At 64.2% G+C, this 12,153-nt stretch carries 11 protein-coding genes; 4 read left to right on the top strand and 7 right to left on the bottom strand.

Annotated features, from left to right (window positions below):
- Nucleotides 1–8: 8 nt before the first annotated feature.
- Nucleotides 9–203 carry a hypothetical protein gene (locus AC4HOU_RS02485; protein WP_194992065.1) on the top strand — a complete coding sequence of 65 codons (195 nt, stop codon included), beginning with the start codon at nt 9–11 and terminating at the stop codon, nt 201–203.
- A gap of 256 nt (nt 204–459) precedes the next feature.
- On the top strand, nt 460–1,332 hold the full coding sequence (locus AC4HOU_RS02480) for an LLM class F420-dependent oxidoreductase (protein ID WP_195019525.1): 873 nt from the start codon (nt 460–462) through the stop codon (nt 1,330–1,332).
- On the opposite strand, the gene AC4HOU_RS02475 is transcribed toward AC4HOU_RS02480, so the two are convergent.
- Both AC4HOU_RS02475 and AC4HOU_RS02470 read right to left on the bottom strand, forming a co-directional pair.
- Nucleotides 1,333–1,911 carry a class I SAM-dependent methyltransferase gene (locus tag AC4HOU_RS02475; RefSeq protein WP_195019524.1) on the bottom strand — a complete coding sequence of 193 codons (579 nt, stop codon included), beginning with the start codon at nt 1,909–1,911 and terminating at the stop codon, nt 1,333–1,335.
- 119 nt (nt 1,912–2,030) lie between these two features.
- A complete protein-coding gene (locus AC4HOU_RS02470) occupies nt 2,031–3,203 on the bottom strand; it encodes a helix-turn-helix domain-containing protein (RefSeq protein ID WP_163810806.1) in 1,173 nt (390 codons plus the stop codon).
- Between the two features lie 197 nt (nt 3,204–3,400).
- Between AC4HOU_RS02470 and AC4HOU_RS02465 the strand changes: the two genes are divergently transcribed.
- Nucleotides 3,401–3,706 (top strand): hypothetical protein, encoded by a 306-nt coding sequence (locus AC4HOU_RS02465; RefSeq protein WP_163810808.1) that lies wholly within the window; start codon nt 3,401–3,403, stop codon nt 3,704–3,706.
- A gap of 328 nt (nt 3,707–4,034) precedes the next feature.
- On the opposite strand, the gene AC4HOU_RS02460 is transcribed toward AC4HOU_RS02465, so the two are convergent.
- The 4 genes from AC4HOU_RS02460 to AC4HOU_RS02445 form a co-directional block, all read right to left on the bottom strand.
- Nucleotides 4,035–4,664, bottom strand: coding sequence for an HAD family hydrolase (locus AC4HOU_RS02460; RefSeq protein WP_194990161.1), 630 nt, complete (start codon nt 4,662–4,664; stop codon nt 4,035–4,037).
- Nucleotides 4,665–5,015: 351 nt separating this feature from the next.
- A complete protein-coding gene (locus AC4HOU_RS02455; protein ID WP_194990162.1) occupies nt 5,016–5,306 on the bottom strand; it encodes a hypothetical protein in 291 nt (96 codons plus the stop codon).
- A 2-nt stretch (nt 5,307–5,308) separates the two neighbouring features.
- On the bottom strand, nt 5,309–6,292 hold the full coding sequence (locus AC4HOU_RS02450; RefSeq protein ID WP_194990163.1) for a caspase family protein: 984 nt from the start codon (nt 6,290–6,292) through the stop codon (nt 5,309–5,311).
- Nucleotides 6,293–6,300: 8 nt separating this feature from the next.
- Nucleotides 6,301–6,672 (bottom strand): TIR domain-containing protein, encoded by a 372-nt coding sequence (locus AC4HOU_RS02445; RefSeq protein ID WP_194990164.1) that lies wholly within the window; start codon nt 6,670–6,672, stop codon nt 6,301–6,303.
- A gap of 612 nt (nt 6,673–7,284) precedes the next feature.
- Between AC4HOU_RS02445 and AC4HOU_RS02440 the strand changes: the two genes are divergently transcribed.
- On the top strand, nt 7,285–11,115 hold the full coding sequence (locus AC4HOU_RS02440; protein ID WP_194990165.1) for a DUF4062 domain-containing protein: 3,831 nt from the start codon (nt 7,285–7,287) through the stop codon (nt 11,113–11,115).
- Between the two features lie 234 nt (nt 11,116–11,349).
- On the opposite strand, the gene AC4HOU_RS02435 is transcribed toward AC4HOU_RS02440, so the two are convergent.
- Nucleotides 11,350–12,114: a DUF6338 family protein gene (locus tag AC4HOU_RS02435; protein WP_194990166.1), complete on the bottom strand. Its 765-nt coding sequence runs from the start codon at nt 12,112–12,114 to the stop codon at nt 11,350–11,352.
- Nucleotides 12,115–12,153 lie beyond the last annotated feature (39 nt).

Raw genomic sequence — 12,153 nt, 5'->3', positions numbered from 1 at the left:
GTCCGCTCATGATCACCGCAACGTTGATCGTCGCGATGCTCGGATTGCTTCGTCGGCTGCGCCGGCGGGAGGGGAATAGCGCGGACACCGATACCGGTGCCGCGCGGCGGGTCTCCGCATGGTGGCGCTCCGGCCGGGTCGCCGCGTCGGCGGCGGCGTTGTCGGGCGCGAGCGTGGCCGCCGCCGCCTGCGTCGCCTGCTGATCGCGGTTCGCGCACCCGGCGTCCTGCGTCCGCCCGCGCCGTCCTGTGCAGAGAGGCGGCGCGGGCGGGCTGGGAGGCGGGCGACGCTGCGTCGATATGGGGACCGCCGGCGGCGGCTGACGCGATCCGGCCGTTCACCGTCAGCAGATTCGCGCCGGCTCAGCCGGGTGCGGTTGCCGCGTCGGGAGATTTTGCGGCGAACGACTCGGGCCTCCCAGTTCCGGGCGCACACCGACGGTCCTGGTACACAAGAGCAGTGAGCACACAGCGTGAGTTCCGGTTCGGTGTGAACATGGTGGTCCCGGAGTCGAGGCAGGCGTGGGTCGCCAAATGCCGCCGGGCCGAAGCACAGGGCTACGACGTGGTCGGGGTGGCCGATCATCTCGGGCTGCCCGCACCGTTCCCGACGATCGTGCTCGCCGCCGAAGCCACCGAGCGGGTCCGGCTCAACACGTTCGTCCTGAACACTCCCTTCTACAACCCGGTGCTGCTGGCCCGCGAGGTGGCCGGCGTGGATCAGTTCACCGACGGGCGCGTCGAACTCGGGCTCGGCGCGGGCTATGTGCAGGCCGAGTTCGAGGCGGCGGGCATCCCGTTCGGCACGGGTGGTCAGCGGGTTGCCCACCTCGAGAACACCGTCGCCACGCTGCGGAAGCTGTTCGCGGATTCCGAGTATCAGCCGCGGCCGGTGCAGCCGGGTGGGCCGCCGCTGCTCATCGCGGGCTGGGGCGACCGGCTGTTGAAGCTGGCCGCCACCCAGGCCGACATCGTCGGCCTCACCGGTGCGGCGTCCAGGGGAGGCGGGGCACTCACGCTCGCCGGCGTGGAAGCCACTACCGAACGGGTCCGGTACGTGCGAGAGCTGCTGGGGGAGCGCGCCGAGCGAGTCGAACTCAACATCTTGGTACAGGCGGTGGTGCCGCCCAGCGAACGCGCCGCCCTGCTGGACGAATACGGGCACGTCCTGCCCGGCGACGCACCCGACGAGCTGCCGACCCTGCTGTTCGGAACCCCGGCCGAGATGGCGCAGCGGCTGCGCGAACGGCGCGAACAGTACGGCATCTCCTACATCACGGTGCTCGAACCGTACATGGACGCGTTCGCCCCGGTGATCGAACAGCTGCGCTGATCACGCGGGCTTACGCCACAGCAGGGTGTAACGCCACATCAGTCTGCGCCGGATCCGCGCGCCCGGCAGCACGTCGGCGGCCGCCGCGCGGATCTCCGGCAGCGTGTCCTCCGGATCGCGGCAGGTGAAACCCGGCCCCCGGCTGCCGCCGTGGCGTTTATCGATGGCCCAGATCGCGGGCAGCAGCGGAAGATACGCGGCGTCCGCGCCGATACTCATCTTCCACAGCCCGACCACGGCCAGCGTGCCGCCCGGCGCGACCAGATCGCGCAGCGCGGTGAGCCCTTCGACCAGCGGCACATGATGCAGCGTCGCCACCGCAGTCACGACATCGAAGGTCTGGTCCAGCTCCCGGAAATCCGCCTGCGCGAGACGAACATTCGCCGGAACCGCGGCCTCGGCGATGATCCCACCGTCCACGTCGACACCGAGCACCGATCCGCAGCGATCGGCGAGCTTCGCCGCCAGCAGCCCGTCGCCACACCCCACATCGAGCGCGGTACGAGCGGACTCCGGCACCTGCGCGATCAGCCACGGATGGTAATGCGTGTTGTGATTCCAGTACGGATCGGCGCTCACGCCCCCACACTACGTCCCCCCGAGCCGCCGCTCCCCCCAGCCATTGTTTCGACCTCGCACAGGGTGTGGCGAGAACTGGGGTGCCACAACTTGTGCGAAGTCCTCCGAACCTGTGCGAACTACAGACTGGCCCCGAGCCAGTGCGCGAAACCGAGGAGGTTGTCGGACCGGCGGCGCTGGGCGGAGGCGATGGCGTAGACGGTCTCGCGGACCGAGGGGTGCAGGCGGGTTTGCTGAGGAGCGGCGGCGCGGGCGGTGTAGAGCGCTCGGAGGGCTTTGTCCGGCTGGCCGACCAGCACCCAGGCGCGCGCCACGTCTTGCCAGTGGTGGCCTGCGCGCGGAGGCGCAATGCCGGCGGGCAGTTCGAGTGCCGAACCTTGGCGCGCGGCCCTGTCCGGATCACCCGATTCCAGCGCGACGGCGCAGGAGTGAATGCCGACATTGGCCGGACCGAACAGGGTCCCGTAGAGGTCCGATTCTCCCCGCATCCGTGGAGCCAGCACCTGCGCATGCCGGAGATGGTCGGCGGCGACATCGGGTCGGATGCCGCGCGCGGCGACGATCGCCCCGCACAGATGCCCGTATCCGCGGACGGCATTCGCGGCCTGCGTATCGCCCTCGATCATGTCGAGGGCCTGCTCGACCAGCGGCATGCCGACGTCGTTCGCGTTGTGGTACATCAGGATACGGGCGCGCTTGATCTTCGCCTGCGCGGCGTAGAGCGGGTCGTCGGCTTGCGCGGCTGCCCATTCCAGCCGATCGAGCACGGAGGGCGCCAGATTCGTGAAGCCGAAACGCCTGCACAGGCGCTCAGTGGTCACGTGCGCGGCGCACAGCAGCGACAACACGGGGCCGCGCTCGCCGTCGGGCGCGGCGTGTAGCGCGCCGTACAACTGCCGTAGCAGCACCGGAATTCGCGCGAGCGCCCAGCGCCCCTTGTCGTTGCGGTAGGCCAGGTCGATCGCGGCCATCTCGGCCGCGAGCTCGGGCAGCGGCGCGGGCTCGATCGGCCGGACATACGGCCCTTCAGCGAGTACCGAACGGAGCTCGGCAAGGCCTTCGAGAGGCCCGTCTTCCTCGATGAGCTCGTAGTACGGAGTCCCGGTCAGGTATTCGGGTTCGACACCGAGCACGCCCGCGACAGCCGCAACGAAGCCCGGCGAGGCTGGTTCACGATTTTGTTCGACGGCCCGAACCATCGACACGCTGTAGCGCGCTCGTTGTGCGAGCTGAACTTGTTTGAGGCCCGCGAGCTTACGCAGGCCGGCGATCCGATCACCGGTAGTTGTCACCGCGCCCCTCCATCGGTGGGGAGTTCAGGTCGTTCCCTGTCGAGCGTACCGATGCGGGCGCGACCGGACGGCCGCACTGTTACTCGACTGGTACTCCCCGAAGCCACCGGTAGCGAATGTATTCCAGGCCCCGCCGCCGGGCTGGCGGCAGACCTCGGCGGCGGGAGCAGTCCAACATTCGACCGAGGGGGCAGGCGATGCGTGACCAACCAACGGCATTCGGGTGGATCGACCCGGAGATCACCACCGCACCGGAGTGGGATTCCGCGCAGATGCAGCGATTGGCGCGGCGGCTCGGCTACATCCTGGTGTGGGGGAGGGAAGGCTCTCACCTACCGCTCGTCGAGCAAGTGCGTGCGGCCGAGGTGGATGCGGTGATCCTGCCCGCGCCGCACCACGTCGATCCCTTGTCCCTCGACGCGATCATGCATCTGTGCGATGTCGAAACAGTGTGCCCGCGGCTGTCGTTCGCCCGCTGGACCGTGATCGGGCCGGCGTGGTGAGCGTCGCGGTCGGCTTCGGCATCGCCATCGGGTTGCCGCTCGCGGTGATCGCGGCCGCGGTGTGGTGGCCGCCGGCGCGCGATCGGCGTTCCGACGATGACGACGACGAGTGAGTCAGGTCGATGACCAGCGGTATCACTCCCGAAACAGCCCATCGGGTAGCTGTGAGGTCACTTACGTGGTAGGGGCTGCACCCGCTGGCGGTGGTCGGGGCGAGTAGCACCGCCGACGTCGCGGGGACCCTGCGCTGGGCACCCGGCGGTGGCCGCCTTTCGCGATGGGCCGGTCGAGTGAAACGCTGGCGGCACGCGGTGTGTGCTCGTTCCGGTCAGGGATGTCTCGGCGTGGTCGATGCGCCCGCGAACTCCACCAGCCAGCCCGGGAACTCCGTCAGATCGTCCAGCACGATGCCGGCGCCCGCGGCGCGGAGCTCCGCGGCGGTGCACGGCCCGGTGGCGACGCCCACCCCGAAGGCACCGGCCGCGCGGGCGCCACGCATATCACCGGCGTGGTCGCCGACGAAAATCTGCGCACCATGCTCCCGCAAGGCCACCGCCTTACCGTCGGACCACAGATCTCCGGCGACGATGTCGATCGGCCACCCGAGGTGACGGATGTGCAGCTCGGCATGCGGCTGGTGTTTCCCGGTCACGACGAGCACGCGCCCACCGCCCTCGGCCACCGCACCAATCGCCGCATCGGCTCCGGCCATGGCCGCAATATCGGCGATGACCTCGGGGTAGAGCTCGCGGTACCGCTTCACCAGCGCCGGAATCAGCGCCTCTGGCGCACCGGCGTCGGCCAGGATCATCGCCATCGGCGGCCCGAGCCGCTCGGCCAGCGCACTACCATGCAATTCCAGCCCGTACTCCGCGGCCACGACATCGATCGCCCGCGCGACACCGGGCCGCGAGTCGATGAGGGTCATATCCAGGTCGAAGCCGACGGTCCAGGTCACCACTCGACCCTATCCACCGCGGCTACGCCATTCTGCGCCTGGCCACCATCGAAGAGTCATTCACCACAAAAGACGTGTAGCGGCGAACCGGTTGCCGGAAGATGGCTGCTGTTAGGCACCCAGATTCGCGAACCGCTCGATCCCGGCGACGCGCAGAAGCTCGAGCGCCCTGGTCTCAGGATACTTGGGCGTGTTCGACGGTCGTCTCGTCGCTGAGCGTCGCCGCCAGCGCTGTGTAGCAATTTGGTTGGCCTTCTCCACCACTGTGTAGCGGAGCGACGCCCTGGCGAAAACTACATGCCGGAGCCTCCCTCGGTCTCGGGGTAGCAAAGCGAGGGGCGCGGACGCGTGTCAGGTCTCCGAGCGGAGGAGCTCCTCGAAGATCGGTAGGTATCGGCGGACCTGTTCCCGATCGCTCTCCCGCTGATCCTCCGGCAGATCCTCATATGACGTCGACATCTGTGTTGACCAGCGTTTGACCAGCTCGGCAGGAATCGTCAACGATCCGTCCGGGCCCGTTGCGCAGCGTGAGTGCATGTATTGCTGCCAGTGCGCCCACCGTTCGTGCTCGATTGCGGCGAGGCGCTCCAACAACTGCGGAGAGCGAAGCAGGTCCAGGTAATGCTGGAGGTCGGTAGGCATCGTCAGATCAGACCACGACGCACGAGGCTCCAGTAGTGCTGTCCAAGTACTGTCAGCTCACATGCCTTGCTCTCCATCGCGGCGTGCCACATGTGTGGCGCCCCGAGAGGTCGTACTAGGTTCACACGCACCAACTCCTGCAGGACCCTGAATGTTCGTGTGTTCTCTTCGTCGGGTTCCGGTATGCCAGCTTCCCGCTGATCGGAGTTCCGTTCCGGTTCGTAGGTCGGGTCCAAGGAAAAATGATGGTCCGGGGTCGGGAAGAGCGTGGTCAGAGAGTGCAGGTGCATCAGATCGATCGGTGCCTCTGCTCTTCTGAGCGAAACGAAGGAATCGACGTTGGTCTTGAACACCGGCCGTTGCTCCCACGGCCCGAGTGATTGGTCGATATGGGCGTAGACACTGCCAGGGGTGATGTCACCAACCAGATTTGCCGCCGAGCCACTCAGTGCGTCGACTAACAGGGAGGTGAAGACCCCGGATCCGTTCTTCTCCTCGGAGTACTGGTGTTCGGCCGAGGCGGTCAGGATCGTCACACCTTCCGCCAGCTCGCTGGTGCTTTGGGCCAGTGGCTTACTGCCCAGAGCACCGCTGTGGCAGCTGTCGAGAATGATGATCTTGTTCCTAGCTCTTGAGCCGTTGGCGAAAGTCATGACATCGTTCAGTGATAGCCCGTCATCGGCGCGGGCGGTGTCGCTGGCTATTAAGTATCCGCCGGTGGACTCAACGGTGCCGTGGCCGGCGAAGTAGAACAGGGCGATCTCTGAGTCATCGATGAATAGCTGCTGCACAGACTCTTTCAGTTGTTGTCTGGTTACGGCCTGTTCAGGCCTGGTCGCGGTCAGAACCTTAGGCGAGAGGAAGTTGACGGTGCCGTCCGCATTCCGTTCGAGGATTGACTTCACGGCGAGGGCGTCATTCACGCAGCCTTGCAGGCAGGCGCCGTGTTCATAGTAGTCGATACCGACGATGAGAGCCTTGCGCATGTCGACGCCTAGACCGAGTCGATGAAGTCGGCGATGTTCCCATCGGACCATGGGAGTGTGGTGACACCGGCAAGGTTGGTTCGGTCGGATGCATATGCCCAGATCCCGCGAACTGGTTTCCCCTCCTCCTTGGCGCATTGGATCTCCCACTTCTGCCCCTCGGATGCCAGAGAATTCTTGCTCACCAGGGCGATCACGCCATGGCAGCGCCGGATGCGAGTACGTACCTTGGTTTTCCACTCCGTCTCGTACGCCTCCTTCACCGAGAGGTCGATGAACTTGTACGGCGCGCGAGGGCTCAGCGACTGGCCTTTCAGCAAGTCTCGTTGTCGCTCGTCTTCGATCGCGAACGCAACGAAGATGATCTTCTCGTCAGCCATGCTGATTCCTATCTGTTACCGGAAGTCGCAGCAGCTCAACGGCGCATTCCGATCCGAGCGGACGCGCAAGCTGAGGTGTACCGCTGATCGATCGAACGATCGACGGAAGTCGTTACACCTGCCGCCCGAACTCGACAGTGACGCTATGCGGTTCGGCCCCGAGCAATGGCGGTAGCGTCACGCACTGTCCCGACATGGGTAAAGATCGGCCGGAGGGTTCTCCGGATGATCACGAGGTAGGGATCTCGTGAACGCCGGCGTCGCTCACCGGGGAGCTCTACCGTTGGTGGCCAACGAGGGAGTCATCGCCTTTGAGCCGTCGGGCACCCGGATGCGTGACGCGCTGTTGCTGGTCGGCGTGGTTTCGACGACTGTGTGGTGCGCGCGTCACGCGGGGGTCGAATCTGCCTTTCGAGCTGCCCGTGGAGGAGCCCATTGGACCGCAGGGCGTGTCGCGCGATTCCGCTGAGCACGGGCGGAAACAAAACCGCGTCAGGGTGGCGAGGCGTGGTCTATCGTGATGAGCGTGGCAACCACTGGGCCCGGAGCGGTCGGTTCCGCACGGGTTGCGCCATATCCCCATCACTACCGGAAACTCGCCAGGATCTCACGATGACGGTATTGCGGAGAGGTGATCGGACGCTGTGGCGTCGACTGCCGGTGTTCATCGCGTCCACCTTTCGGGACATGGATTCTGAACGGGACATTATCAATCGCATCGTGATTCCCTCCGTGAATGCCCGCCTGGCCGAGGCAGGCAGGGGCGTCACCGTCTATCCGGTGGACCTGCGCTGGGGAGTGGAGGCCGATCATCGGCTAGACGAAGCGACCCGCGAGCGCGTAATCCTCGAGACGTGCGTGTCGGAGGTACTGCGGTGCCGTCCGCTCTTTCTCGGGATTCTGGGCACGAAGTACGGAGAACTGGTCCCTGGTTCCCGGGTGTCGGAACTTGCCACCGAGCGCGGCGTCGCGGCCGCCGAATTTCCGCTCTCGGTCACGGCGCTCGAGATGCTGATCGCCGCCCAGCATGGAGTGCAGGACGGTGTTCTTCCGGTGATACTTACCCGTCGGGTGCTGCTCGCCGACCGCGAAGCCGCGGTTGCCGCGGGGGCACAAGACGATCTCCCCGGCTCCTCCGGTGCCGGGTTCCTGCGTGAACTGGTAGACCATCTCCGGGCTCAGGGTTGTGTACTACTGGATTACGAGTCGCGGTGGAATCCGGAATCGGAGTGCTTTGAGAGCGAACGCTTCTCGAGCCTCGCAATCGAGCAACTGATCGGCATGGTCGAGCGGATGACTGGCGACACCGAAGCCGCTGATTGGCTGCAGACGGAGTTGAACGCACAGCTGTGGGCTGCCGAGCGGGAGGTCGCACACTTTGTTGGTCGCGAGCGCGAGCTGAACTTAATACAGGAATTCTGGTCGCATGACTTCCTTTTCGGCGAGTTCGGCGACATCGGAGACGATCCGAACAGCCCGATGTGGAAACTCCGGCACCGGATGTACAACGGGATGCTTACCGTGCTCGGAGACTCCGGGAGCGGGAAAACCGCGCTGCTGGCAAAGGTGGCGCTGGATGTGGAAATTGTCAGCATGGTTGAGTCGCTGACCGGACTGTCGGCGCCCCGAGCATACTGCAGCGTCGGGGTGACCGCGGCGTCCACCCGGTTGCCGGTTTGTCTGCTCATACTACTAGTTCAGTTCAATCCCTCTGCCGCGTTTTCGATTGCAGAACGGACTACACCGTCCGGTATCGAACTCGACGATGTCCTCCCGGCATGGGTAGAGACGCTCTCGGCTGGGTACGCCGGATGCGGCCCTCTCATAGTCTTCGACGGTATCGACCGCCTGACCGGCAATCTCCTCGAAGGACAGTCGACCACCTGGATGACGACGCTGTTCGAAGACCGGGTGCGCTTCCTCGTCTCCGCTGAATCCAGCTCGTTGGAGGCAGAGATTCTTCGGCTCCGGCCGCTGACCGGCATCCTCGAGCTCGGCAACCTCGACCTCGACGACGCGATGGCATTGATCCGGACTCGGATATCGGCGCACCACCGGGCAGTACCTGACCAAATTGTCACTCAGCTCGTAGCGCAATCTCGGGTCGCCCGCTGGCTCGCGCTGGCGACCGAGGTGCTACTCACCCTCATGCGCCACGACTATCTGATCCTGATGGACAGCGATGTGGAGCTCGAGCCACAACAGGCGATTCGGCAATTGTTGATCGAGATATCGGCGAGCCTGCCCGCCGACCTCGACGGGCTTCATGCGGAGGTCCTCGAGAGGCTCAGCGACCTAAGTAATCACTGGTTCGGTACTTTGCTCGGGATTCTCGACACCTCATTATCTGGATTGCGGGGAAGCGATCTATTTGCAATGCTCGGTCCTTCTTCTCCCTACGCGGCGACCATGCAGCAACTGGGCATGGGGGGCTCCACGACCGTGGACCTAGCACTCGCCCGCGACCTGCTGACTGGAATCGTCGACGTGGAGTGCGACGAATGGCGATTCGCCCACGCAAGCGCGAGCCGGGCAGTCGGTCGGATCATCGGTGAGGCCTCGGATCTGCTGCAGGTGAACCGCGAACAAGTGCGAATCGGCAACGCGCGATTGCTGGTGTCTTACCTCTTCTCGCTGCCGGTTGACGATCCGGTCCGTACTCGTGAACTGCTGATTCAATTGTTCCGGCTGGGCGAGAACCGTGTGCTTGTACAGATGGTGGTGGATCCGCAGCTCTCCACACCGGAATCGCTGGGAATACTTGCGTCCTTCCTGGGGGTTCACGGCTCCGATGACGACCGGATCGATGGTCTGAAAGACCTACTCGCAGCTGCGGAAACCGATATGGAGGTGTTGACCGTCGCCGGGTTACTCCTGACGGTCATGACGGAGCTGAGCCTCGGGCAGAAGCGCGAGATAGCCGAGCATCTTCGGACGGCAGTCGTCGACAGGTGCAGCCCAGGTGCCCGATCTCGTACCGGGGCAGATTCTAGCGGTCTGCTAGCCCTCATCGATGTCCTGGTCCAGGATCCGCTGAATTCGGACAGCGGGTCACTGCCCGGAATGCAACAGGATTGGCTTCGTTCTGTGGGCGAGGGTACAGCTGGTCTACGCGATATGCCCAGGTTCGCCAGGGGGAGCAAAGTTGAGGATCTGCTTGCGCTGCAAGCAGAACTATGGGGCATCACGTGTTATGCCTATCTAGTCGCGGCCGAGACAGTTCCCACGCCCCGGACCGATGACGCCCAGGTAGCTGCCGCAAGGCTGGATTATTGGCGCGGATTCGACCTCGACCTTCAGGTGCCGGATCGGAACGTGGACGAGCTAATCGATCTCACCTTCGCGGTGGCGTGCCGGGCTGCACGGGCCCTCTGGCCGGCCACGGTTGCAGACGGTGCGGTGGAATCCGACTTCGAGCGATCAGCACACCTTTCCGATCGACTCCGGGGGAACCCTGACGCGGTCATCCTGCTTAGTCGTTGCGTGCGAACTCGCATGACTGAGTTCCTGGTAGTCATAAGGGGCAAGGACGAACTCGAGGAGTCCGACGCTAAACTCGGCTACCGGGTTCTGCAACAAATGGATGAGGCACTGTGGCACCTCAATATCCACTGTGTGTTGGAGCCGGACAGCCCCATAGTCGGGCTGGAACGGCTGAATCTCTTGTTGGAGAAGAGCTCGCTTCTCTCGCTCTTTGATCAGGATGCCAGTTCGTGTCGGGTCGGACTCGAGGCCTGCACATACTCGCAAATGGCTGCGGTCTTTGGGTTCTCCAGATACATCGAGCTGGCTGTAGCGTACCTGAGCAACTGGTATGCGAATTTGGTCGATGTCGACCCGACGCCGGTGCTGAAATCGGTATTCGACCTGGTGAACGGACAGGGGACAGATCCGCTACCTGGCGAACCGGGCACGGTCGAGGTCGGCCTCTTGATGACCGCGCTGCATGTTGCCAGGCGGTTCGGACCCTCGGAGCTCGCGGACTCGGTGATCGACTGGTTCCTCGCACGCTGTCGCGTCGGCGCAATCCCCGCACCGGAAGGGTTGCTAGAAGAAGGACAGGATCTTCGCCAACTCATGCGTGCATTTTTAGAAGAGCTTGAGGACGAGCTGCTCGAAGCGTTAGAAGAAGCCCAGAAGAAGATCTCCGGGCCCGACCACGCGGAGACTATCGAAGCGGTCCTCCAGATCACCCGGTGGATGTACACGCTACGCACCCGATTGTCGACGGCTCACCGCGACGACCTGCTCGGTGCCGCTTTAGCTGCGAGCTTGCACTTCGCGCTCTCCGGCGCGGCGGACTGGCGGATGCGTGGCCTCGAACCGCTGGGTACGCTTGGAACATTCACCGAGCGCAGCGAACGCGAGACCCGCGTGCTGGCAATTGTGCACGCACTGCATACGTCGAGTCTTGACAGAGTCGACTGGGCATCGTTCCGATGAGATTGTCAACGTTCCAATGTTGCGAAGTGGTTGCCCTGCTCGCAGGGGTTACCTGAGGTTCGTTGACTGGCATCATATGTCGATGAGCTGTCGCCGAGGGTCTCCGGTAGAGTGGGCCTCCTGTGGAAGCCGGGCCTCTTACTCTCAACCGAGAAGGCGGCGGGCGTTAAGCATCCACGCATTACTCCAGACGTGGGAGAACCCGAGCGCCAATACTCGCCACCGTCCTTCCTGTCAGGGGGTACCAGAAGGTGCGGGGCCGGACGCCCATGAGGGTCCCCGTGGCGGCGAGGGCTCGGACGTCGGCGGGCTCAGTGCAATTGGCACCTCGGTTTCGTACTTCACAGCGATGTAACCGATTTCGGCGTCCTTCAAGATCACTCGCTGGTAAATCTTCGGATACTCGACGATTGGTCTATATGTGCCGTCTGGGTTCTGCTTCGGTTTCCGGAAGATTGGCGGCGCAAGCACGATCTCTCGATCAGACACTTCGGGTGAACGGGAGAACGCGACAACCCGACCACTCCAAACCGAACCGTCCTTCATGCCAATGCGCGCGTAGGCGATCGTTCCTGCCGGCGCTTTCACTCGAAACACCTCGCGCCAAGATGACTCGAAGGTCATGATCCCTTGCTCGTTTCGGTGAAGCCAACGAAACGAGAGTTCGGCAGCGAATAATGCGACCGCGGCGGTGAGGACGACGGTTACTGTTACCTTGATGAGGTTATCGGCGTAGTAGTTGCTGTTTCCCTGTTTGAACAGCGCACTCAGATCCGGAAACCAAGTCCAACCCCGTCGGCCGGCTACCGCCGCGAATGTGCCGAGGGCCACGATCGCAGGGAGGCTGCATAGGGTCGATACGAGTGCCACCCGGCTGATCTCGCCGAAGGTCGTCTCAGGAGGTTTGACCCGTTTCCGGGCAGCTTTCCGGTCGTAGTAGAGGCCAGGAGCGACGAAGTGGAAGAAGGCAACAATGCCCAGCAGGGTGTTCGGCGTCATGGCCTCGGATGCCTAGTCGTCGATATCGTGCGGATCCGT

It is taken from the genome of Nocardia sp. JCM 38205 (assembly GCF_058222935.1).
Note: the sequence above shows the minus strand (reverse complement) of the source record. Positions and strands in the feature narration are given on the sequence as shown.

What these genes read in the sequence shown, in the direction of transcription:
- AC4HOU_RS02485 (WP_194992065.1), top strand. Translation starts at nt 9, where the DNA reads ATGATCACCGCAACGTTGATCGTCGCGATGCTCGGATTGCTTCGTCGG.
- AC4HOU_RS02445 (WP_194990164.1), bottom strand. Translation starts at nt 6,672, where the DNA reads ATGGCTGACGAGAAGATCATCTTCGTTGCGTTCGCGATCGAAGACGAG.
- AC4HOU_RS02440 (WP_194990165.1), top strand. Translation starts at nt 7,285, where the DNA reads ATGACGGTATTGCGGAGAGGTGATCGGACGCTGTGGCGTCGACTGCCG.
- AC4HOU_RS02435 (WP_194990166.1), bottom strand. Translation starts at nt 12,114, where the DNA reads ATGACGCCGAACACCCTGCTGGGCATTGTTGCCTTCTTCCACTTCGTC.
- AC4HOU_RS02450 (WP_194990163.1), bottom strand. Translation starts at nt 6,292, where the DNA reads ATGCGCAAGGCTCTCATCGTCGGTATCGACTACTATGAACACGGCGCC.
- AC4HOU_RS02455 (WP_194990162.1), bottom strand. Translation starts at nt 5,306, where the DNA reads ATGCCTACCGACCTCCAGCATTACCTGGACCTGCTTCGCTCTCCGCAG.
- AC4HOU_RS02465 (WP_163810808.1), top strand. Translation starts at nt 3,401, where the DNA reads ATGCGTGACCAACCAACGGCATTCGGGTGGATCGACCCGGAGATCACC.